Annotated in this window: 22 protein-coding genes; 13 read left to right on the forward strand and 9 right to left on the reverse strand. The window is 73.6% G+C overall.

Going from position 1 to position 21704, the window contains the following annotated elements; all coding sequences use genetic code 11:
• Together AB0K37_RS25225 and AB0K37_RS25230 are read left to right on the forward strand one after the other, a co-directional pair.
• Positions 1 to 653, forward strand: a 653-nt coding sequence (locus AB0K37_RS25225) for an SRPBCC domain-containing protein (RefSeq protein WP_363985088.1), incomplete at its 5' end; no start/stop codon positions are given.
• Entirely contained in the window at positions 650 to 1249 is a 600-nt protein-coding gene (locus AB0K37_RS25230; RefSeq protein WP_363985090.1) for a dihydrofolate reductase family protein, read from the forward strand. The genes AB0K37_RS25225 and AB0K37_RS25230, both read left to right, overlap by 4 nt.
• A gap of 123 nt (positions 1250 to 1372) precedes the next feature.
• On the opposite strand, the gene AB0K37_RS25235 is transcribed toward AB0K37_RS25230, so the two are convergent.
• A complete protein-coding gene (locus AB0K37_RS25235; RefSeq protein ID WP_329090855.1) occupies positions 1373 to 1573 on the reverse strand; it encodes a DUF3040 domain-containing protein in 201 nt (66 codons plus the stop codon).
• Positions 1574 to 1630: 57 nt separating this feature from the next.
• Complete coding sequence (locus tag AB0K37_RS25240; protein ID WP_363985092.1) at positions 1631 to 3235, reverse strand: family 10 glycosylhydrolase; 1605 nt, start codon at positions 3233 to 3235, stop codon at positions 1631 to 1633.
• Positions 3236 to 3424: 189 nt separating this feature from the next.
• Here AB0K37_RS25240 and AB0K37_RS25245 point away from each other — a divergent pair, with 189 nt between their 5' ends.
• Positions 3425 to 4456 carry an Rv2578c family radical SAM protein gene (locus tag AB0K37_RS25245; RefSeq protein ID WP_363985094.1) on the forward strand — a complete coding sequence of 344 codons (1032 nt, stop codon included), beginning with the start codon at positions 3425 to 3427 and terminating at the stop codon, positions 4454 to 4456.
• A gap of 5 nt (positions 4457 to 4461) precedes the next feature.
• Here the strand turns inward: AB0K37_RS25245 and AB0K37_RS25250 are convergent, their stop codons facing one another.
• On the reverse strand, positions 4462 to 5241 hold the full coding sequence (locus tag AB0K37_RS25250) for an NAD(P)H-dependent oxidoreductase (protein ID WP_363985096.1): 780 nt from the start codon (positions 5239 to 5241) through the stop codon (positions 4462 to 4464).
• 128 nt (positions 5242 to 5369) lie between these two features.
• On the opposite strand from AB0K37_RS25250, the gene AB0K37_RS25255 reads away from it, so the two are divergent.
• A complete protein-coding gene (locus AB0K37_RS25255) occupies positions 5370 to 6344 on the forward strand; it encodes a helix-turn-helix domain-containing protein (protein ID WP_363985098.1) in 975 nt (324 codons plus the stop codon).
• A gap of 6 nt (positions 6345 to 6350) precedes the next feature.
• On the opposite strand, the gene AB0K37_RS25260 is transcribed toward AB0K37_RS25255, so the two are convergent.
• A complete protein-coding gene (locus AB0K37_RS25260) occupies positions 6351 to 7340 on the reverse strand; it encodes a trypsin-like peptidase domain-containing protein (protein WP_363985100.1) in 990 nt (329 codons plus the stop codon).
• 148 nt (positions 7341 to 7488) lie between these two features.
• Complete coding sequence (locus AB0K37_RS25265; protein WP_363985102.1) at positions 7489 to 8289, reverse strand: SDR family oxidoreductase; 801 nt, start codon at positions 8287 to 8289, stop codon at positions 7489 to 7491.
• Positions 8290 to 8383: 94 nt separating this feature from the next.
• On the opposite strand from AB0K37_RS25265, the gene AB0K37_RS25270 reads away from it, so the two are divergent.
• The 6 genes from AB0K37_RS25270 to AB0K37_RS25295 all read left to right on the forward strand — a co-directional run bounded on the left by AB0K37_RS25270 (position 8384) and on the right by AB0K37_RS25295 (position 13741).
• Positions 8384 to 9133, forward strand: coding sequence for a spermidine synthase (locus AB0K37_RS25270; protein WP_363985104.1), 750 nt, complete (start codon positions 8384 to 8386; stop codon positions 9131 to 9133).
• Positions 9134 to 9202: 69 nt separating this feature from the next.
• Complete coding sequence (locus AB0K37_RS25275; protein ID WP_363985106.1) at positions 9203 to 9790, forward strand: biotin transporter BioY; 588 nt, start codon at positions 9203 to 9205, stop codon at positions 9788 to 9790.
• Positions 9791 to 9952: 162 nt separating this feature from the next.
• Positions 9953 to 11248 (forward strand): isochorismate synthase, encoded by a 1296-nt coding sequence (locus AB0K37_RS25280; protein ID WP_363985108.1) that lies wholly within the window; start codon positions 9953 to 9955, stop codon positions 11246 to 11248.
• Between the two features lie 46 nt (positions 11249 to 11294).
• Entirely contained in the window at positions 11295 to 12326 is a 1032-nt protein-coding gene (locus tag AB0K37_RS25285; protein WP_363985110.1) for a YafY family protein, read from the forward strand.
• Positions 12327 to 12476: 150 nt separating this feature from the next.
• Positions 12477 to 12869 (forward strand): VOC family protein, encoded by a 393-nt coding sequence (locus tag AB0K37_RS25290; protein WP_363985112.1) that lies wholly within the window; start codon positions 12477 to 12479, stop codon positions 12867 to 12869.
• Positions 12866 to 13741 (forward strand): sigma-70 family RNA polymerase sigma factor, encoded by an 876-nt coding sequence (locus AB0K37_RS25295; protein ID WP_363985114.1) that lies wholly within the window; start codon positions 12866 to 12868, stop codon positions 13739 to 13741. The genes AB0K37_RS25290 and AB0K37_RS25295 overlap by 4 nt, the downstream gene beginning before the upstream one ends.
• Positions 13742 to 13974: 233 nt before the next feature.
• Here the strand turns inward: AB0K37_RS25295 and AB0K37_RS25300 are convergent, their stop codons facing one another.
• Together AB0K37_RS25300 and AB0K37_RS25305 are read right to left on the reverse strand one after the other, a co-directional pair.
• Positions 13975 to 14790 (reverse strand): DNA-formamidopyrimidine glycosylase family protein, encoded by an 816-nt coding sequence (locus AB0K37_RS25300; protein ID WP_363985116.1) that lies wholly within the window; start codon positions 14788 to 14790, stop codon positions 13975 to 13977.
• A 21-nt stretch (positions 14791 to 14811) separates the two neighbouring features.
• The gene (locus tag AB0K37_RS25305; protein ID WP_363985118.1) at positions 14812 to 15843 is read right to left on the reverse strand and encodes an acyl-CoA desaturase; all 1032 of its coding nucleotides are present in this window, start codon (positions 15841 to 15843) and stop codon (positions 14812 to 14814) included.
• A 229-nt stretch (positions 15844 to 16072) separates the two neighbouring features.
• Between AB0K37_RS25305 and AB0K37_RS25310 the strand changes: the two genes are divergently transcribed.
• Positions 16073 to 16861, forward strand: a complete 789-nt coding sequence (locus AB0K37_RS25310) for a tyrosine-protein phosphatase (RefSeq protein ID WP_363985120.1) — start codon at positions 16073 to 16075, stop codon at positions 16859 to 16861.
• Between the two features lie 153 nt (positions 16862 to 17014).
• Here the strand turns inward: AB0K37_RS25310 and menD are convergent, their stop codons facing one another.
• Together menD and AB0K37_RS25320 are read right to left on the reverse strand one after the other, a co-directional pair.
• Positions 17015 to 18682 (reverse strand): 2-succinyl-5-enolpyruvyl-6-hydroxy-3-cyclohexene-1-carboxylic-acid synthase, encoded by a 1668-nt coding sequence (menD, locus tag AB0K37_RS25315; protein ID WP_363985122.1) that lies wholly within the window; start codon positions 18680 to 18682, stop codon positions 17015 to 17017.
• Positions 18679 to 19629, reverse strand: coding sequence for an o-succinylbenzoate synthase (locus AB0K37_RS25320; RefSeq protein WP_363985124.1), 951 nt, complete (start codon positions 19627 to 19629; stop codon positions 18679 to 18681). The genes menD and AB0K37_RS25320 overlap by 4 nt, the downstream gene beginning before the upstream one ends.
• Positions 19630 to 20326: 697 nt before the next feature.
• Between AB0K37_RS25320 and AB0K37_RS25325 the strand changes: the two genes are divergently transcribed.
• Both AB0K37_RS25325 and AB0K37_RS25330 read left to right on the forward strand, forming a co-directional pair.
• Positions 20327 to 20944: a ScbR family autoregulator-binding transcription factor gene (locus AB0K37_RS25325; protein WP_363985140.1), complete on the forward strand. Its 618-nt coding sequence runs from the start codon at positions 20327 to 20329 to the stop codon at positions 20942 to 20944.
• 88 nt (positions 20945 to 21032) lie between these two features.
• Complete coding sequence (locus AB0K37_RS25330) at positions 21033 to 21458, forward strand: nuclear transport factor 2 family protein (protein WP_363985126.1); 426 nt, start codon at positions 21033 to 21035, stop codon at positions 21456 to 21458.
• Positions 21459 to 21704: the final 246 nt, after the last annotated feature.

Raw genomic sequence — 21704 nt, forward strand, 5'->3', positions numbered from 1 at the left:
CGCTCGGCCGCCTTGCCGACGACGCCGACCGGCTCGGCGGCGCGCGCGAGACCTTCGACCGCTACGGGGCGGGCCTGGTGGCGGAGCGGCTCGCGGCGCGGGAGGCGGGGTGGGCCGACGGCCGCGTGTTCGCCTTCGCCCGGTCGCTGCCGCGGGGTCCCGAGCAGGTCTGGCGTCACCTCACCGAGCCGTCGCTGCTGGCGGAGTGGTGGGCACCGCAGGACCTGCGGGTGTCCGCACTCGTCTTCGAGGCGCGGCCGGGCGGCAGGGTCGTCCTGGAGTACCGCGACGCCGAGGACGCCGGCGGGTCGGACGTGGTCGCCGGGCGCGCCGAGGGCGTGGTCGACGAGGTGCGGCCGGGCGAGCGCCTGTCCTACCGGTCCTCCCCGGTGCTGCCGGACGGGGACGCGGCCTTCACCGCCCACGTCGGTCTCGACCTGCGCCCCGAGGGCGCCGGCACCGGCCTGGACGCCCGGGTCCGGATCACCGGCAGCACGGTCGAGTCCGCGGACTTCGTCGCGGGCATCGAGATCGGCTTCGGGCAGAGCCTCGACAAGCTCGCGGCGGTCCTCGCCGCGGAATCTTCGCAGGCCACGGGGCACGACACCGAGTACGACACCGAACATGACGATGACTCAAGGAGCACGAGATGACCGGCACTACCGACCGCAGGGTGACCGCGAACCTGGCCCTCACCCTCGACGGCCGCTACCACGGCCCCGGCGGGCCCAGCGACTTCGACTTGTTCGTCCCGTATGTGACCAGCGAGGTGGCCCGGGACCACCTCACCCGGATCCACCAGGGCGCCACGACGGCGCTGCTGGGCAGGGTCAACGCCGAGGGCTTCATGGGTTTCTGGCCGACGGTCGCCGAGGACGCGGGCGCCGATCCGCGCGACCGCGGATACGCCAAGTGGCTGGTCGACACCGAGAAGGTGGTGCTGTCCACCACCTTGACCGAGGCGCCGTGGGAACGCACCCGCGTGGTGAACGCTCCCGCCGCGGACGTCGTCGCGGGACTGCGGGCCGAGGGCGGGGGCGACATCCTGGTCAACAGCAGCGCCAGCGTCATCAAGCCGCTGCTGGCCGCCGACCTCGTCGACCGGCTGTACCTGCTGGTCCTGCCCGAGATCGCCGGGGGCGGGGGGCGGCTGTTCGAGGACGGCCTGCCGTCCACCAGGTGGGCGGTGAGCCGCCAGGAGACCGGTGAGCTGGGCGAGATGGCCGTGATCTACGACCGCGTCCGCTGACCCGGCCGTGCCGCGGTGGCCGTGGAGGCGCGCTCGTGCCGCCTCCGCGGCCACCGTGTGGGCGCGAAGGGCCTCCCTGCCCGGGCCGCCGTGGAGCCGGGGCCCGGGGCGGGCGGGCTGCGTCTAGAGGATCGCTGCGGCGATTCCGGCGCCGATCGCGGCCAGGACGATGATGACGGCGGCCGCGGCGAGGACGATCGTGCGGGCGCGGCGGGCGCGGGGGGTGCCGAGGCGGGCGAGGCGCTGGGCCAGCCGCGGGTCGTCCTCCTTCAGGCGGACCTCGATCTGGCTGAGGATCCGCTGCTCCTCCATCGACAGCGCCATGCTTCATACCTCCGGGGGGTGCTCAGGTGTGAGATTCCTCCCCAGGGAGCATGATCATTATCCCTCGGGGGCGGTGGCCGTTGCGCCGCGCCCGGGGCGGCTCTCGTGGTGGAGGCGGTCCAGGGCGGTGACGGAGTAGGTGTAGGAGCGTCCGGGCTTGGCGGTGGGGTCGATGATGCCGCCGCCGCGGACATCGGCGATGAGGCGGCGGGGGTCGACGGGCGCGCAGCCGGGTTTGGCGCCCTCGACGCGGTAGACGGCGTAGGAGGCGGCGCCCTGCGAGGCGCGCCAGGTGACCTTCACGCCCTTCACGCCCTTGCCGTCCTTGCCGTCCTTGCCGGTGGCGGGGGCGGCCGTGGTGCCCTGGACGGGCGGGGGCGCCTGCCCGCCGCGCCGGGCGGGGACGGGCGGGACGGCGGGGCGAGTGTAGTGGTCGGCGCGGATGCGGGCGGCGGATCCGCGCCGGTTGGCGGCGATGTCGGAGGCGCTGAAGAACACGTCACCGCTGATCTGCGGGTACTTGGCGTTCAGGGTGAGGTGGCGCGACAGTTCGGCGGGCTTGCGCCAGGCGGCGTCCTCGCCGACGCGGTAGGCGGCCTGCCCGATGGTCAGCTGGACGCCGGTGCCCTCGACCTGGCGGGCCCACCAGGGGGCGAGTTCGGCGTAGTCGGCGCGGGCGTCGCCGATGGGCCAGTACAGCTGGGGGGTGACGTAGTCGAGCCAGCCGCGTTTGATCCATTTGCGGGTGTCGGCGTAGATGTCGTCGTAGCTCTGCAGGGCGGCGGTGGGCGACCCGGCGGGGTCGCTGCTCTTGTTGCGCCACACGCCGAAGGGGCTGATGCCGAAGCGGACCCAGGGTTTGGCGGCGTGGATGCGGCCCGACAGCGACTCCACGAGGGTGTCGACGTTGCGGCGGCGCCAGTCGGCGCGCTTCATGCCGCCGCCGTAGGCCTTGAAGGCGGCGTCATCGGGGAAGTCGCCGTCCTCGGGGTAGGGGTAGAAGTAGTCGTCGAAGTGGACGGCGTCGATGTCGTACTTGGTGACGACGTCCATGACGGCGTTGGCGGCCAGGTCGCGGACCTGGGGCAGGCCGGGGTCGTACCACAGGCCCTTGCCGTACTTGCGGACCCAGTCGGGGTGCTTGCGGGCGGGGCTCTTGGGCGACAGCTTCTTCAGGTCGTCGTGGCGGGAGACGCGGTAGGGGTTGAACCAGGCGTGGAACTCCAGGTTGCGGGCGTGGGCCTCCTTGATCATGAAGGCCAGGACGTCGTAGCCGGGGTTCTTGCCCTGGGTGCCGGTGAGCCACTGCGACCACGGCTCGTAGGGGGAGTCGTAGAACGCGTCGGAGTTGGGGCGGATCTGGACGAACACGGCGTTCATGTTCATCGCGGAGGCGGTGTCGAGGAGGCGGGTGAACTGCCTGCGCTGGTCGGCGGCGGAGGCGCGGGGGTCCTTGGGCCAGTCGATGTTGCCGACGCTGGCGATCCACATGCCGCGCAGCTGGCGCCCGGCGGCGCCGTCGGGGGCGGGGACGGCCGGGCACTCGGCCTCGGCTCCCGGGGGGACGGGGCCGTCCTCGCGCCCGGTCGTGCCGCCGAAGGCGGTGATGCCGCAGGCGGTGAGCGCGCTCGCCGACGCTCCCGCCGCCAACGCCGCCGCCACTTGCCGGGTCCTGGATCGCCATGCCATAGCGGCCCATTGTTACGCACGCGCCGGGATGCCATGCACGAAACGCGGCCGCCCGTGTGATCCCTCACTGTCCCGTTTCGCCTGATCTTCGCATTGCGATCTTCGAACACGCGTTCCATACTGGCGGGACGCGGGTTCGTTCATGTGTTCGAGGAGGTGGGGGTGCGCTGGGATCACCTCCGGCTGGACGGGGACGACGGGCCGGCGCCGCCGCTGATCGAGCGCGGCGCGGTGGCGCGCACGTTCGACACGCCGGAGTTCCGCGGCATGACCTTCTACGAGGTGCGCGCCCGGACGGTCGTCAACAAGGTCCCCGAGGCGTCCCGCGTCCCGTTCCGCTGGACGGTCAACCCCTACCGGGGCTGCACCCACGCCTGTTCCTACTGCTTCGCCCGGAAAAGTCACGAGTATCTGGATTTTGATGCGGGTGCGGACTTCGACTCGCGAATCGTGGTGAAGGTGAACGCCGCCGAGCGGGTCCGGGCGGAGCTGGCGGCGCCGCGGTGGCGGGGCGAGCACATCGCGATGGGCACCAACGTCGACTGCTACCAGCGGGCCGAGGGCCGCTACCGGCTGATGCCGGGGATCATCGCGGCGCTGGCGGAGGCGGCCAACCCGTTCTCGATCCTGACCAAGGGCTCGCTGATCCTGCGCGACCTGCCGCTGCTGGCGGAGGCGGCGGCCCGCACGCGGGTCGGCGCGGCGGTGTCGGTGGGGTCGCTCGACCGGGACCTGGGGCGGGCGGTGGAGCCGGGCGCGCCGCCGCCGCGGCGGCGGCTGGAGGTGTGCGCGGCGCTGAACGAGGCGGGCGTCGGCTGCGGGGTGCTGATGGGCCCGGTCCTTCCCTACCTGTCGGACTCCCCCGCCCAGCTGGAGGCGGCGGTCCGGCAGATCGCCGAGGCGGGCGCCACGTCGGTGTCGGCGATCACGCTGCACCTGCGCCCCGGGGCCCGCGAGTGGTTCCTGTCCTGGCTGCGCGAGCACCACCCCGGGCTCGTGGTGCCGTACGCGCGCCTGTACCGCGGCGGCGCCTACGCTCCGCGCGAGTACCAGGAGCGGATCGCGCGGCGAGTCCGTGACCTTGCCGCCGAGTACGGCGTCGGCGGCCGCGCGGCGCACCGCCGCTCCCCCGCCCCGCCGCCTTCTGCTGAGCCGCCTCCTGCCGCGCCGCCGCAGCAGCTGACTCTCCTGTGAGCCGCCTACGCCGCCGGTGACGGGCGGCGGTGGATGGCGAGGCCGGTGCGGCCGGGGGCCAGGTGGGGGCGCAGGGTGAGGTCGTCGGTGTAGTCGCCGCCTCGCTCGCTGCGGTAGGCGATGGGTTCGGCGGTGGGCAGGGCGTGCAGGCGGGCGTCCAGCGCGGCGGCGGCCGCGGTGTGGTCGGCGGGGGCGGCGCGGTCGGCGCCGGTGATGACCAGCGGCGGCAGGACGTCCATCCCGGTGTAGAACAGCGTGCCGTGCAGGAGGGGGAACAGCAGGTCCTCGGCGGCGCCGTGCACGCCGCGGGGGCCAAGGCCGCGGGAGCGGGCGCCGGCGGTGGTGACGACCAGGGCGCGGCGGCCGGCCAGGCCGCCGTCGCCGTAGCGCAGGGTGCGGCCTGAGCCGTCGGTGACGCCGAACGCGAAGCCCTGGACGAACACGCGGTCGAACCAGCCCTTCAGGATGGCGGGCATCCCGTACCACCACAGGGGGAACTGCACGACCAGCGCGTCCGCCCAGGTGATCTTGTCGTGTTCGGCGCGGATGTCGGGGGCCAGGGCGCCGGCGGCGTGGGCGCGTTCGGACGCGGCCCCGACGATGAGGCGGTCGGCGGGGTCGTGGCCGAAGTCGGCGGGGCCGACCACGGGGTTCCAGCCCATCGCGTACAGGTCGGAGTGGCGGACGCGGTGGCCCTCGCGGCGCAGGGTGGCGGCGCCGTGGTCGCGCAGCGCGCCGTTGAGGGAGCGGCCGTCGGGGTGGGCGAAGATCCACAGGACGTTCACTGGCGCTGTCTTCCTTCCCGGTGTGCCGGTCTTGCTGGTCGGGACCTTGCTGGTCTGGTGTCGATGCTGCCGGGCGGGCGGCGGCCGTGGTCAGTGGCCGGTCGGCCATGGTGTGCAAGGATCGGGCCATGGCGGGCGGGGTCCACCGGGTGGCGGTGCTGGTGCGCGAGGGCGTGCTGCCGATGGAGCTCGGCATCGTCCACCAGCTGTTCGGGCAGGCGCGGTCGGCGCAGGGCGCGCCGCTGTACGAGGTGGTGTCGTGCGGGGTGGAGCCCGGGCAGGTGCGGGCGGACGCCGATTTCGCGGTGGCGGTGCGGCACGGGCTGGAGGCGCTGGAGGCCGCGGACACGGTGGTGGTGCCGGCGTCGCACGTGCTGGACGAGAGCCGTCCCGGGCAGGGGCCGGTGCCGGGGGCGCTGGCGGCGGCCGCGGGGCGGGGCGCGCGGGTGGCGTCGGTGTGCACGGGCGCGTTCGTGCTGGCCGCGGCGGGGCTGCTGGAGGGGCGCCGCGCCACGACGCACTGGCTGTCGTGCGGGCGGCTCGCGGAGATGTTCCCGGCGGTGCGGGTGGACGCGGCGGTGCTGTTCGTCGACGAGGGCGCGGTGCTGACCTCGGCGGGCGAGGCGGCGGGCATCGACCTGTGCCTGCACATGATCCGCCGTGATCACGGCGCGGCGGTGGCGGGGGACGTGGCGCGCCGCACGGTGGTGCCGCCGCACCGGGAGGGCGGGCAGGCGCAGTTCACGGCGCTGCCGGTGCCGCCCGCGGGGGCGTCCTCGACGAGCGCGGCGCGGGCGTGGGCGCTGGAGCGGCTGGACCGGCCGGTGACGCTGGCGCAGCTGGCGGCGCGGGCGTCGATGAGCGTGCGGACGTTCACGCGCCGGTTCCGGCAGGAGACGGGCGTGTCGCCGCAGGTGTGGCTGACGGCGCAGCGGGTGCAGGCGGCGCGGCGGCTGCTGGAGGAGACCGACCTGCCGGTGGACCGGGTCGCCGAGCGGGCGGGGTTCGGGACGGCGGCGTCGCTGCGCGCGCACCTGCACGCGGCGATCGGGGTGTCGCCCTCGTCCTACCGCGCGACGTTCCGCGGCCCGGGCGGCGCCTGAGGGGGGTCAGGCGTGCTCGGCGTCGAGCTCGACGGGTTCGGCGATGACGTCGACCATCGCGCCGTTGCGCAGCACGGTGATCGGCAGGGGCCGGCCGATCGCCTCGGCGAACATGAGCCGCTGCAGGGACTGGGCGTCGGTGACCGCCGCGCCGCCGGCGGTCAGGACCAGGTCGCCGCTGCGCAGCCCGGCCCGGTCGGCGGGTCCGGCGGGCACGACCTCGGCGACGCGCAGCGCCTCGCTGCGGCCGGTGCGCTCGCGCAGGTCGGCGGGCACGGGGACGGGCGCGGCGGCCAGGCCGAGGAACGCGCGGCGCACGCGGCCGTCGCGGATGAGGGCGTCGATGATGCGGCGGGTGGTGGCGTTGACGGGGACGGCCAGGCCGAGGCCGATCCCGGCGACGGCGGTGTTGACGCCGACGACGCGGCCGTGGGCGTCGGCGAGCGCGCCGCCGGAGTTGCCGGGGTTGAGGGCGGCGTCGGTCTGGATGACGTCCTCGATGACGCGGACGGCGGTGCCGGTGCGGGTGCGCTGGGAGGCCGGCAGGGACCGGCCGAGGGCGGACACGACGCCGGCGGTGACGGATCCGGCCAGGCCGAGGGGGTTGCCGACGGCGACGACGAGCTGCCCGACGGCCAGGGTGTCGGCGTCGCCGAGGGTGACCGGTTCGGGGACGGGCCCCTCGGCGCGGAGCACGGCCAGGTCCGACAGGGGGTCGGTTCCGACGACGGTGAACGCGCCTTCGGCTCCGCCGGAGAACGCGGCGTGCCCGCCGGCGGCGGCGCCGACGACGTGGGCGTTGGTGAGCAGGAAACCGTCGCCGGTGAACGCCACGGCCGACCCGGCGCCCTCGCCGCGGCGGTGGCGGACGCGCAGGGCCGCCACGCGCGGCGTCAGGTCGCGGGCGACGGCGGTCACGACGCGCGAGTAGGCGTCCAGCGGCGGCTCGTCCCCGGCGGGCCGGTCCGCGCGGGGATCGCTCTCATGGGGGATCATCGCACCTCCCGATGATTACATCGTTACACGGTAACGGTGTGAGGGGGAGGTGTGTTCCCGGCCATCCCGGCCCGGCCACCCGTCCGCAGGGTCGGCGCGTCCCCCAGTGCCCCGGGCGCTGCCGGCGGCGCTCCTTCCGCTCCCAGGGTCAGCGCAGGGTGGACAGGCCGCCGTCGACGTGCAGGACCTGCCCGGTGACGTAGGACGCGCGGTCCGACAGCAGGAACACCGCAGCGTCGGCGACCTCCCACGCGGTGCCCTGCCGCCGCATCGGGATCAGCTCCGCGACCCGGTCGCGGCCGGTGTTCCCGGCGGAGGCGTCGCGGCCCATCACAGTGTCGATCAGGCCCGGCGCCACCACGTTGGCGCGCACGCCGCGGGGCGCGCCCTCGGCGGCGATGTGGCGCACCAGCCCGGTCAGACCCGCCTTGGAGGCGTCGTAGGACGGCGACCGCGAACCCGGCTTGGTCCCGGCCAGCGACCCGATGAACACCATCGCCCCGCCCGCCTCCAGCGCCGGCATCGCGGCCTTGCCGACCAGGAACGGCGCCCGCAGGTTGACGTGCAGGACACGGTCCCAGTCGGCCAGCGCCGTGCCCGCCAGCCCGTACCCGATGCCGATCCCCGCGTTGAACACCACCCCGTCCAGGCCGCCGAGTGCCTCCACGGCCTGGAGCACCACGCGGTCGCAGGCCGCCGGGTCGGTCACGTCCGCCGTCACCACCCGGGCCCGGCCCCCCTCGGCCTCGATCATCGCGGCGGTCTGCCCGGCGGCGTGCGCGTCGACGTCGGCGCACGCGACCACCGCGCCCTCCCGCGCGGCGGTGACCGCGATCGCGCGGCCGTTCCCGACCGGCGCGGCGGGGTCGTCGCTGGGGCGCGTCCCCGCGCCGACGACCAGGATCCGGCGGTCCGGCAGCAGCCCGCCGGGCGGCTCGATGTCGGGCATGCCCGGCACCGTAGCCGACGGCGCCGCCCCCGCCCAGACCACCCAGCCCCGGGAACCCCTCCGGGCCGGTGCCCGCGGCGGCTAGGGTGCGATCATGGGATCGGCTGCGGACACACGCGGAGAACCGGCGGCGACGGCCGAGGTGGTCGAGCGCGCCGCCGGCCTGGGCGGCGAACTGGTGCTGCGCCGGGCGGGCGGCCACTACGAGATCATCAGCAACGGCGTGTTCCTGATGGACACCCGCAACGGCGAGTCCGAGCGGCTGCTGGTCCGCGCCGCCCTCGACGCGGCCGCGCGGCGCCCCGGCGGGCCGGCGCGGGTCCTCATCGGCGGCCTGGGCGTCGGGTTCTCCCTCGTCGAGGCCCTCACCGGCGACGACGTGGAGCACGTCACCGTCGTCGAGCGCGAGCCCGCCGTCGTCGCCTGGCACGCCACCGCGCTGCGGCCCTGGTCCCGGGGCGCCCTGGACGACCCCCGCGTCACCGTCGAACGCGCCGACCTGCTCGACTACGTCACCGCCCCCGGCACGGGCCGCTTCGACGCGGTGTGCCTGGACATCGACAACGGCCCCGACTGGACCGTCACCCCCGGCAACGCCCGCCTGTACGCGGCCACCGGCCTGGACGCCCTCGCGGCGCTGCTGACGCCGCGCGGCGTGCTCGCGGTGTGGAGCGCGGGCGCCGCGCCCGCGTTCGAGGCGCTGCTGCGGGACCGGTTCGGGTCCGTGGAGGCCAGGCCCGTCCCCGTGCCGCGCGGCGAGCCCGACATGGTCTACCTCGCCGGCGAGCCGCGCGCCGACCTCGATGCGGGATCGGCGACAAAGCGGGGGCGCTCGTTTCTGTAGGCCGCGGCGTCCACTCCGGAAAAGCAGTTCGCTAGGTTTCGGCCTGACACAACCGTTTTGGGAGGATCTGTGGCTACTGCCCACGCAGCCCGGCGGCGTCCCGCCGTCCTGGGCGACCTGCTGCCCGGCTCGCTGGCCCGCGACGCCGCGCTCGTCATCGGCGCCGCCGCCTTCGTCGGCCTCGCCGCGCAGATCGCGGTCCCGCTGCCCGGCACCCCCGTGCCGGTGACCGGACAGACCTTCGCGGTGCTGCTCACCGGCGCCGCCCTCGGCTTCGGCCGCGCCGGCCTGGGCATGCTGGTCTACCTGCTCGCCGGAATGGCCGGCGTCCCCTGGTTCACCGACGGCACCTCCGGCGCCGGATTCCCCACCCTCGGCTACATCATCGGATTCGTCGCCGCCGCCGCCGTCGTCGGACGCCTCGCCCAGCTCGGCGGCGACCGCACCCCGCTGCGCACCATCGGCACCATGCTCACCGGAACCGCCATCATGTACGCCGCGGGCGTCCCCTACCTGATGGCCGCCCTGCACGTCGACCTCGCCAAGGCCCTCGACCTGGGCGTCACCCCGTTCCTCGCCGGCGACGCACTGAAGGTCCTGCTGGCCGCCGGACTGCTGCCCGCCGCCTGGAAGCTCACCGGCACCGCCCGCCGCTGACCCCGGCCCCGGCACGCCGCGCCGCGCCGCCGCGTCCCGTCCCCGCGCATGGGGACGGGACCGACGGGCATACGCGCAACCAGGCCCCTGTGGCGCACACCTCACCCCCCACCGCCACCCCGCCCGTTTGAACAGGTTCAAATCTGGCGTACAGTGGCTCACGTGAAGCTCGCCGTGACAGCACCGGACCGACTCACCGTCCGCACCGTCCCGATCCCCGACCCGGGCGACCTCATCGCGCGGCTTCCGCACCCCTCCGCGCTCGCCTGGATCCGCCACGGCGAAGGAATCGTCGGCTGGGGCGAAGCCGCCCGCCTCACCCTCCCCGGCGGCCACGACCGCTTCGACGCCGCCGCCCGCATGCTCCACGACCTGTTCGGCGCCGCCGCCGTCGACGACACCGTCAACGCCCCCGGCTCCGGACCCGTCGCCTTCGGCACCTTCGGCTTCGACCCCAAATCCCCCGACTCCACCCTCATCATCCCCCGCCGCATCCTCGGCCGACGCGACGGCCGCGCCTGGCTCACCACCATCGGCGACGACACCGACCCCCTCACCCTCGCCAACCCGCCCCAGGCACCCACCGGCCTGCGCTGGAGCGACGGCGCCCTCCCCGAACACGCCTGGAAGCACGCCGTCGCCACCGCCGTCGACCGCATCCGCCGCGGCCACCTCCTCACCGGCGCCCCCACCGCCCCACCACCGCCCCGCCCCGCCGACAACACCGGCCACCTCGGCAAAGTCGTCCTCGCCCGCGACCTCACCGTCCGCGCCGACACCCCCATCGACGCCCGCGTCCTCCTCCAACGCCTCGCCGCCCGCTACCCCGGCTGCTACACCTTCTCCTGCGCCGGCATGGTCGGCGCCACCCCCGAACTCCTCATCCGCCGCACCGGCGGCGACATCGAATCCCTCGTCCTCGCCGGCACCACCGCCCGCGGCGACACCCCCGCCGACGACCAGGCCCGCGCCGCCCGCCTCTTCACCTCCGCCAAGGACCGCGAAGAGCACCGCTACGCCGCCGAGATGGTCCGCGACGCCCTCGCCCCCCTCTGCGCCCACCTCACCGTCCCCGACGAACCCGAACTGCTCACCCTCCCCAACGTCCTGCACCTCGCCTCCCCCCTGCGCGGACGCCTGGCCGCCGACCGCTCCGTCCTCGACGTCGTCGCCGCCCTGCACCCCACCCCCGCCGTCTGCGGCACCCCCACCGACACCGCCATGGACCTCATCCGCGAACTCGAAGGCATGGACCGCGGCCGCTACGCCGGCCCCGTCGGCTGGGTCGACGCCCGCGGCGACGGCGAATGGGGCATCGCCCTGCGCTGCGCCGAGATCGACGGCACCCGCGCCCGCCTGTTCGCCGGCTGCGGCATCGTCGCCGACTCCGACCCCGACGCCGAACTCGCCGAAGCCCGCGCCAAGTTCCGCCCCATGCAGTACGCCCTGCACGGCTGACCCCACCCCGCCACAGCACCGCCACCGCACCCGGCACACTGGACCCATGCGCGCGAGCCGGCTGCTGTCCCTCCTCCTGCTCCTGCAGGCCAGGGAACGCATGACCGCCCGGGAACTGGCCGCCGAACTGGAAGTCTCCGTCCGCACCGTCTACCGCGACGTCGAATCCCTCAGCGCCGCCGGCGTCCCCGTCTACGCCGACCGCGGACCCGACGGCGGCTACCGCCTCCTCAACGGCTACCGCACCCGCCTCACCGGCCTCACCGCCACCGAGGCCGAATCCCTCACCCTGTCCGGCCTCCCCGGCCCCGCCTCCCAACTCGGCCTCGGCGACGTCCTCGCCGCCGAACTCAAACTCATGGCCGCCCTCCCACCCGACCTGCGCACCCGCGCCACCCGCATCCGCGAACGCTTCCACCTCGACGCCCCCGGCTGGTTCCGCGCCCCCGACGACGTCCCCCACCTGCACGCCATCGCCGACGCCGTCTGGAACCAGCGCCGCATCGAGGTGCTCTACCGCCGCTGGCGCCGACCCCAGCAGGTCACCCGCCGCCTGGAACCCCTCGGCGTCGTCCTCAAGGCCGGCACCTGGTACCTCATCGCCCGCCCCGCCCCCGACGACCCACCCCACACCGACACCGACGAGACATCCGGCGACACCGCGCACGAACCCCGCACCTACCGCATCTCACGCGTCCTGACCCTGCGCACACTCCCCGACCACTTCGACCGCCCCCACGGATTCGACCTCGCCGCCTTCTGGGCCGCCTACGCCGAACGCTTCGAAGCCGACGCCTACCGCGAACACGCCACCGTCAAACTCTCCCCCGACGGCCTCACCCGCACCCAGATCCTCCTCCCGCCCACCATGGCCCGCGCCGCCCTCGACACCGCCACCCCACCCGGCCCCGACGGCTGGGTCCACGCCACCCTCCCCATCGAATCCGTCCGCCACGCCCACGTCGAGTTCCTCAAACTCGGCGCCGACGTCGAGGTCATCGCCCCCCCGCACCTCCGCGCCATGATCGCCGACACCGCCCGCACCCTCGCCGCCCGCTACACCCCCGACCAGACCTGACCCGCCACCCGACGCGAAGGCCCACGAGGAGGCTGAGCGCAGGCCCCGGCGGGCACCGCCCCTCCCTGTTACCTCCTCCCGCCGGCACTCGTCATGGGTGTGACGGCCGAAACGAACGGCCGCCGCACCAACGAGTGAATCGAGGACGGGATGCTGACCAGTTTCATGTACGTGACGGTCTACGTCACCGATCAGGACCGCGCGCTGAGGTTCTACACCGACGGGCTCGGCCTGGAGAAGCGGATCGACTTCTCGGGGCCCGACGGACGCTTCCTCACCGTCGGTGTTCCGGGCAGCCCGGTGCAGATCATCCTGTGGTCGCATGCGGCGGCCGCGGGACAGCCGGACGGGGCGGGCCGGAGCGCCGCGCCCGGTCCGCTGATCCTCGAATCCGACGATCTGCGCAAGGACTTCGAGATCCTGCGCCGGCGCGGCGTCACCTTCGCAGACCCCGAACCCGTGGACTACCCGTTCGGAGTTCGCATCGAGGCGGTCGACCCGGACGGCAACCGAATCTCCTTGCGTCAGCAGCGAAAGCCGTGACCCCCCACCCGTCCGGCCTCGTGACCGAGGCGTTCGAAGCCCAGCGCGATCGGCTGCGCGCCGTCGCCTACCGCGTGCTGGGCTCGCACGCCGACGCCGAGGACGTAGTCCAGGAAGCCTGGATGCGCCTCGTCCGCCAAGACGAGGCGACCATCGCCAATCTGGCGGGCTGGCTGACCACCGTGGTCGGCCGCATCAGCCTGGACGTCCTGAGAGCGCGCCAAGCCCACCCCGAAGCCGCCTATGGGCAGCAGTTCGCGGACCTCGTCGTGACACCCGCGGACGCCCCCGCGCCGGACGAGCAGGCCGTGCTGGCCGATTCGGTCGGCCTCGCCCTGCTCGTCGTGCTCGACTCGCTCACCCCGAGCGAGCGCCTGGCGTTCGTCCTGCACGACATGTTCGCCGTCCCGTTCCGCGAGATCGCCCAGATCCTGGGCAAGACCGCCGGCGCCACCAAGATGATCGCCAGCCGCGCCCGCCGGAAGGTCCAGGCCACGGACCGTCCGGCGGGCCCTGGCCGCGAGCACCAAGAGGTCGTCCGGGCGTTCCGCGCCGCCGCCCTCAGCGGCGACTTCGAAGCGCTCCTGCGTGTCCTGGACCCGGATGTGAAGCTGACCGTCGACACACCCGGCGGCATCGTCGTCACCCTCGGCGCCACCGAGGTCGCCGCCGGTGCCCGCATGTTCTCCGGCGAAGCCGCCCGCCACCGGCCCGTGCTGGTCAACGGGGTTCCTGGCCACATGTCCTGGCGTGCCGACGGAACGCCTCTCTCCGTCATCGCCTTCACCGTCGCCCAAGGCCGGATCACCGGCATCCACATCGTCGTCGACCCGGCCACACTCGCCTCGATCCAGCTGCCCGCCCCGGCCTGAGCCGGTGTCGCCAGAGTCGGCCCGGCATGCGCGAGTCATCCCGGGCCGACCAAGTTCCGCCGACGCGTCCGCGAGGTCTCCGCGCCCACCACCCGCGCCACGCTCACGAAGCGCCGGAACCCCCGGCGCACAGCGCGTGGTCGATCACGTACGTCCCACCACAACTCGACGGACGCTCGACCAGACCGAGCCCGTACCGGCCACCCGGCACACCCAAGATCAGAAGGGGGCCCTCACACCGCCGGCGGCTGGCACCCCGGACACCAGAACAGGTTCCGCCCCGCCACCTCCCCCGACGCCACCGCCGTCCCGCACACCAGGCACGGCTGCCCCGCCCGCCGGTACACGTACACCTCCCCGCCATGACCGTCCACCCGCGGCGCACGCCCCATCGCCTCCGGCGTATGCTCCGGCCGCACCGTGTCGATCCGCCCCGCACGCACCCCCGCCGCCATCAACCCCACCAGGTCGTCCCACAGCGCCGCCCACTGCCGCGCACCCAACCGCGACCCCGGCAACCGCGGATCGATCCCCTGCCGGAACAGCACCTCCGCCCGGTAGATGTTCCCCGGCCCCGCCACCACCGACTGATCCATCAGCAGCACCGCGATCGGCGTCCGCGCCCGGCTGATCCGCCGCCACGCCGCCTCCGGATCGGCGTCCTCCCGCAACGGATCGGGCCCCAGCCGATCACGCAGCAGCTTCACCTCACCCGGCTCCAGTAGCTCGCAGGTATTAGGACCCCGCAGATCCGCGTAACGCCCGCCGCCCTCCAGCCGCAGCCGCACCATCCCGACCGGAGCCGGCGCCGGCCCCTCCCCGAACGCGTACTTGCCGTAGATGCCGAGATGCACATGCAGCGTCCGGTCGTCGTCGAACCCCAGCAGCAGATGCTTGCCATGCGCATCCGCCGCCGACAGCACCCGCCCGTCCAACCACCGCGCCCCCTCGGGGAACCGCCCCTGCGGACTCGTCGCGGAAACGGCGAGGCCGCCGAACATCCGCTGATGCTCGGCGGCCAGACGGTGAATCGTGTGTCCCTCGGGCATGGCCCGGAGCATAGCCCCGCCCTAGCGCAGCGGCTCCCCGACCTCCCGCATGTGCCCCAGCGCCAGCCGGTACGACTCCACCAGCCCCGTCTCCGCGTACGGCAACCCCACCGCCGCGCAGTGCTCACGCACCAGCGGCCGCAACCGACGCAGACTGCACCGCGGAACACCCGGGAACAGGTGATGCTCGATCTGGTAGTTCAGGCCCCCCATCAGCCAGTCCGTCACCAGACCGCCCCGCACGTTCCGCGACGTCAGCACCTGCCGCCGCAGATGCCCCCACCGCTCACCCGGCCCAGGCATCGCCATCCCCTTGTGGTTCGGCGCAAACACCGCACCCAGGTGCACCCCGAACACCGCGTGCTGAATCGCGACCAGCGCCAGCGCCTGCCCCACCGGAAGCAACGCGAACGCCAGCCCCAGATACGCCACCGCGTGGACGAGCAGCAGCCCGCCCTCCAGAACCTGGTCCCGCCGCGAACGCCCACGCAAGAACAGCAGGCTCCCCAACTTCAGGTTCACGCCCTCCAGCGTCAGCAGCGGAAAGAACAACGCGGCCTGGTGCCGCGCCACCCACCGCAGGACACCCCGCTTCCCCTCCGCCTGCTCACTGGTCCACGCCAGCACGCCCTCCCCCACATCGGGGTCCTTGCCGACATGGTTCGGATTCGCGTGATGCCGGTTGTGCTTGTCGTTCCACCACCCGTGGCCCATCCCCAGCAGAAGGTTCCCCAGCAGCAACCCCAGCCACCGGTTCGCCCGAGCAGTCCGCGCGATCTGCCGGTGCCCCGCGTCATGCCCGAGGAACGCCGCCCGCGCCGACAGCACGGCCAGCGGAATCCCCAGCAGGACCGTCCACCACCCGTCCCCCGCCCACGCGACCGCCGCCCACACCGCGGCGGTCGCCGCCAGGTTCAACCCGATCGCCCGCGCGTAGTAGCCGCGCCGCCGATCCAGCAGCCCGCTGCTGCGGACGCGCCGCGCCAGCGGCGCGAAATCACTGCCGGCCGACCGTTCGGCCGGCCGGGACGGAGCGGACAGGGTCGCGGGCATGGAGACTCCATTCACCAGGGGGTGGAACGTCACGCTGAACGCACGGAAGAAGACTCCTCGAAAGCTATGGAGCGTGAGGCCGCCCGGTCACCCCGCTGCGGAGCCATTCACCGTCTGGCTCCCAGGTCCCGGTACCGCCCGGCTCCCTCATCCGCCAAGTTGATCACCCCCGGCACACCGGGCCCCTGCCCCCGAGCGCGGACGGTGCCGCCCTATAGGGTCACAAGTCATGGAAGATGACTCTCGGTGGATCGAACTGGACGGTGCCGTCAACGCCCGCGACCTCGGAGGCCTCCCCACGGCCGACGGCCGCACCACCCGGCTCGGGCGCGTCCTGCGCTCCGACAACCTCCAGGACCTCTCGGTCGCCGACGTCCGGATCCTCCTCGACGACTACGCCCTCAAGAACGTCATCGACCTGCGCAGCGACGCCGAGGTGCGCCTCGAAGGACCCGGCCCCCTCACCCGCGTGCCGTCGGTGACGATCCACCAGCTCTCGCTGTTCGCCGAGGGCGGCCGCCACACCGACGTCGCCGCCGACGTCGACAAGGCCCTGCCCTGGCAGGAGCGCCCCTCCGACGGCCCCGAACAGGACCGCTCCACCGGCCACTACCTCGGCTACCTCGCCGACCGCGGCGACTCCGTCGTCGCCGCCCTGCGCGTCATGACCCGAACCGATGGAGCCGCGCTCGTCCACTGCGCCGCTGGGAAGGACCGCACCGGAGTCGTCTGCGCACTCGCCCTCGACGTCGCCGGCGTCACCCGCGAGGCGATCGTCGCCGACTACGCCCAGACCGGCGAACGCCTCGAAGCGGTCCTGCGCCGGCTGCGCGGCAGCGACACCTACGCGGCCGACCTCGACTCCCGTCCGGCCGACACCCACCAGCCCCACGCGGCCATCATGGAGAAGTTCCTCGCCCGGGTCGACGAGGAGCACGGCGGAACCCTCGGCTGGCTCTCCGAGCACGGCTGGACCGACGAGGACACCGACACCCTGCGCGAGCGCCTCCTCGGCTGAAGGCCAGCGGCCCTCCCCCTGGCAGCGTGTTGTCGTTGTTGGTTTTTGGTTGTGTAGAGCACCGGGTGAAACGACCCACCCGGTGCCTTTACATTGTAATTTGAATGTTGAAATGAAGGGGAGAGGCCGGTCGGCGTCCGAGTGCCGGCCGGGTCAGGCGAGGATGTCGCGGACGGCCGCGTGGGCCGCGTGGCGGAGGTCGGCGTGCAGCGCCGCGTTCGCTTCCCTGTCGGTGCGGGCCTCGATGATCCGCAGCCCCTCCCCCGCCAGCGCCTTCGGCAGGTCCGCGGCCGCGGCGAGCCGCCGGTACGGGACGCCGTGCGCGGCGGCGACCGCCTCCAGGTCCACCTGGTGCGGGGTTCCGAAGACCCGCTCGAACGGGCCGCGCAGCGCCGCCTGCGGCAGCAGCGAGAAGATCCCGCCGCCCTGGTTGTTCACCACCACCATCGCCAGGTCGGGGCGCCGCTCCCGCGGCCCCAGGATCAGGCCGTTCTGGTCATGCAGGAACGCCAGGTCGCCGAGCAGGGCGTAGGAGCGGCCGCTGTGCACCAGCGCCGCGCCCATCGCCGTCGACACCAGCCCGTCGATGCCGCTCGCGCCCCGGTTGGCCATGATCCGGATACCGCGCCGCGGCCGCATCACCTGGTCCAGGTCGCGGATCGGCATGCTCGCCGCCGTGAACAGCAGCGACCCGCCCGGCAGCGCCGCGACCATGTCGCGGGCCAGCCGCGGCTCGCTCACCTCCGGGACCGCGTCCAGGACGGCGTCCACCGCCGCGGCCGCGGCCCGGTCGGCGGACCGCCACGACTTCAGCCACGTGTCGTCGCCCGACACCACCGGGATCTCGACCTCGGGCGCCACCTGCGTCGCCGAGCGGACAGGGTCGGGCCAGTGCGCCAGGTCGGGCGCCAGGACGATGTGCTCCTCCGCGCGGCGCAGCAGCGACAGCAGCGGACGCGACAGGCCCGGCTTGCCCAGCGTCACCACCACCTCGGGACGGTGCCGCTCCACGAACTCCGGGACGCCCAGCAGGAAATGGTGCGACGACAGCGCGTGGTCGCCGTAGCGGGCGTTGCCGTTCGGCTCGGCGAGCACCGGCCAGCCGGCCATCGACGCCGCCGCCACGTACCGCTTGACGTTCACCGCGCCGTCCCCGACCACCAGGACACCGCGCCGCGTCGGCGGGACGTGCAGCACCGACCCGGGCGTCGCCGCGCGCACCTTCGTCCACGCGCCGGTCGCGTCCCCGTCCAGGGGCTCGCACCACGTCTCGTCGCCGTCGGGGATCAGCGGCTCGCGGAACGCCGCGTTCAGGTGCACCGGCCCGGGGACGGGCGCCTGCGCCAGCCCCCACGCGCGGCTCACCAGCGACCGCCAGTACGCCACCATGCCCGGACGGTTCTCCGGGACGCCGATCTCGGCGCTCCACCGCACCGCCGTCCCGTACAGCTTCACCTGGTCGATCGTCTGGTTCGCGCCCGTGGCGCGCAGCTCCGGCGGCCGGTCCGCAGTGATCACGATGAGCGGGACGCCCGACTCGTGCGCCTCCACCACCGCCGGATGAAAGTTCGCCGCCGCCGTGCCCGACGTGCACACCAGCGCGACCGGACGCCCCGACCGCTTCGCCATGCCCAGCCCGAGGAACGACGCCGACCGCTCGTCGATCCGCACGTGCAGCCTGAGACCGCCCGACTCCTCGGCGGCGTGCAGCGCCAGCGCCAGCGGCGCCGACCGTGAGCCCGGCGCCAGGACCACGTCGGTCATCCCGCACCGCTGCAGCTCGTCGACCAGGACGCTCGCCAGCGCGGTCGCCGGGTTCACGGCGCCACCTCCACCACCGCCGGGCCGTCCAGATGGGCCTGCGCGTCCAGCGCCCGGCTCCGCCACGCGCCGTCGGGCGCCTCCCAGCGGCGCAGCGCCTCCTCGTCCACCGCCGGCCGGCGCACCTCGATCTCTCCCGCGACCGGGCGCAGCGGGTCGCGCACGACGTCGCCCTCCAGCAGCGACAGCGTCCCCAGCCCGCACGCGTAAGGCAGCTCCGGCAGCGCGGCGGCCAAAGCCACCCCCGCCGCCAGCCCCACCGACGTCTCCACCGCGCTCGACACCACCACCGGCAGCCCGCACGCCTCCGCGACCCGCAGCGACGACGCGACCCCGCCGAGCGGCTGCACCTTCAGCACCGCCACGTCGGCGGCGCCCGCCGCGCGCACCTTCAGGGGGTCCTCGGCGCGGCGGATCGACTCGTCGGCCGCGATCGGCACGTCCACGCGGAGCCGCACCGCCGCCAGCTCCTCCAGCGTCGCGCAGGGCTGCTCGGCGTACTCCAGCTCCCACCGGTCCAGCGACCGGATCATCCGGGCGGCGTGATCGACGTCCCAGCCGCCGTTCGCGTCGATCCGGACCCTGCCCCGCGGGCCGATCGCCGCGCGGACGGCCTCCACCCGGGCCAGGTCGTCGGCGTCGGTCTGGCCGCGCTCGGCGACCTTCACCTTCGCGGTGCGGCAGCCGGACTCGCGCGTCATCTCGAAGGCCCGCTCCGGGCCGACCGCCGGGATCGTCGCGTTCACCGGGATCCGGTCGCGGACGGGCGCGGGCCAGACCTCCCACGCGGCCTCGCGGGCGGCGGCCAGCCAGCGGGCGCACTCGGCCGGACCGTACTCGGCGAACGGCGAGAACTCCCCCCATCCGGCGGGGCCCCGCAGCAGGGCGCCCTCCCGCCGCGTCACGCCGCGGAACCGCGTCCGCATCGGGATGGAGTACACCCGCACTCGCCGACCCCCTGACCTGCCCGTCGAATCACGGCATTTCCGGATCACACCGTGCACTCGAACCCCTAGTAGTACCACCGAAAACGTATCGGATGGTGATGGCTGATGATGGCCCCGCCTGTTCCCGCCCGATACGGCCGTCTTGCCGTGCTGAACGGGCAGACCCCTCATGACCGCTGACACAGAGACGGACGCCGTGTCCGTGTTGAGGACCTCGCGGCGGCGATCCGTGACGCGCTCGACGCACCCGTCGCGGACAGCCGCGAGCCCGGCGCCAAGGCGGGAGAAGGCATGCTGCGGCTGGAGCGCGCCAGCAACGTGCGGGCGTCTTGGAGGGTCTTGCCTGCGGCACCGGCACCGGTGACTAGCGCGGCGTCCATGGTCCGTGAGGCGACGGTCGAGTTCCCGCTCACCTATCCCGTCCGGCCGAAGGCGAAGGTGGCGTCGTCAGGGCGCGTGTGCAGGGCGTGGCTCTGACCGCGGCCGGCTGGGCAGCGCTCCTTCCCCTTGCCGTCTTGAGGGCTGCTGCGAGCGCCCCGGACCGCCTCGAAGCAGCGCAGGACGAGCCCGGCGACCTCTACGCGGAGGCCGCCGCCCTGAACCTCCTCCCCGCAGCAGCAGGAATCGAGTTACCCATGGCTGACGTTCACATCGAGTAAAAAAACCGGGCGCCCGGTATGTTTTGCGGGTGGCACGGATGGATGGTTTTGAACAGCCGAAACAGCAGAGAGCTCAGCGGACACGCCAGGCCGTGTTGACCGCCGCCGCGGAGTCGTTCGCCGAGCTGGGCTACCCGGCGACCGCCACCGCCGACATCGCCGCACGCGCCGGAGTGACCAAGGGGGCGATGTACTTCCACTTCCCCACCAAGGAGGGGCTGGCGGTAGCCATCGTCGAAGACTTCTACCGACGGTGGCCCCCGCTGGTAGAGCGGATCCGCGCGGAGTCGGCCACCGCCCTCGACGCGATCGCAGCAGTGCTGCAGGCGGTCGCCGAACAGTTCCGCGATGAGGTGTCGGTGCAGGCGGCGGTGAGGCTTCAGGCCGAGCGCGCTCTGGTCGACACCGACCTGCCAGAGCCCTACCAGGGATGGATCACGGTCCTCTCCGACCTGTTCAACTGCGCCGCACAGGCCGGCGAACTCCGCGAAGGAGCAGACCCCGCGGCCCTGGCGCGGGTCACCGTCGGCGCCTTCTTCGGGATCCAGCAGGTATCCGAGGCCGCTACCGGCCGGGCGGACCTGACCGCGCGCCTGACCGAGTTCTGGGAACTGCTGCGGCTCGCGATCCAGATACCGCCACCCCCGCACGCCTGACCCGGCCAACGAAATCGCACTGATCACGGGCGCGATCCCGGCGGACATCGATCGCGGCCCGAGCAGCAGATTCACGAGAGGAACAGTGATGACTGCGAACCCGAAGATTGAGGCGATCGGCAAGTTCTTCGCCGCCTACGCCGCCTACGACCTCGACGCTATGCGTGAGGTCCTGACCGACGACATCGAGTGGACCATCCCAGGGCACCACCCCCTGGCGGGGGCCAAGCATGGCGTCGAAGAGGTCGCTGCCTTCTTCACCCAGCTCAGGAAGGGCGGTTTCCAGGCCGAACCACTGTTCCTTGAGGCCAACCAGGAATATGTGGTCGACATTCACCATGGCTGGACCACCGAAGGAATCGGCAAGGTCGACACCATGTGGGCGCTGGTCTGGCACTTCAACGCAGACGGCAAGGTCGACCGTGTGTTCAATCTTTCCGGAGACCAGCACCAGATGGACACCTTCGTCTGGAGCAACTATTCCCTGGCGTCTCTCCCGGACCGCTTGGCCTGATACCAAGCCGGGTCGCTGTTGGCCCTGCCACCGGGCATCACGCCCGCAGCCGTGGCCCAGGAAATACCCAGTCGATCATCCGGCCGGGGGGCGGATTCGATCGTCTACGCTCCTCGGCCGCTCTGATCAGGACCCGGACCCGACCTGCCGGAACAGGCCTCCCCTCAACTGGAAACCGGCCGCACCCGGGCACCCCGCCAACCCCATACAGTCCCCCGAGTCCACCCGTGTCCACTCCTATACGAG

Source organism: Actinomadura sp. NPDC049753, from assembly GCF_040674655.1.
GTDB classification, from domain to species: domain Bacteria; phylum Actinomycetota; class Actinomycetes; order Streptosporangiales; family Streptosporangiaceae; genus Spirillospora; species Spirillospora verrucosospora.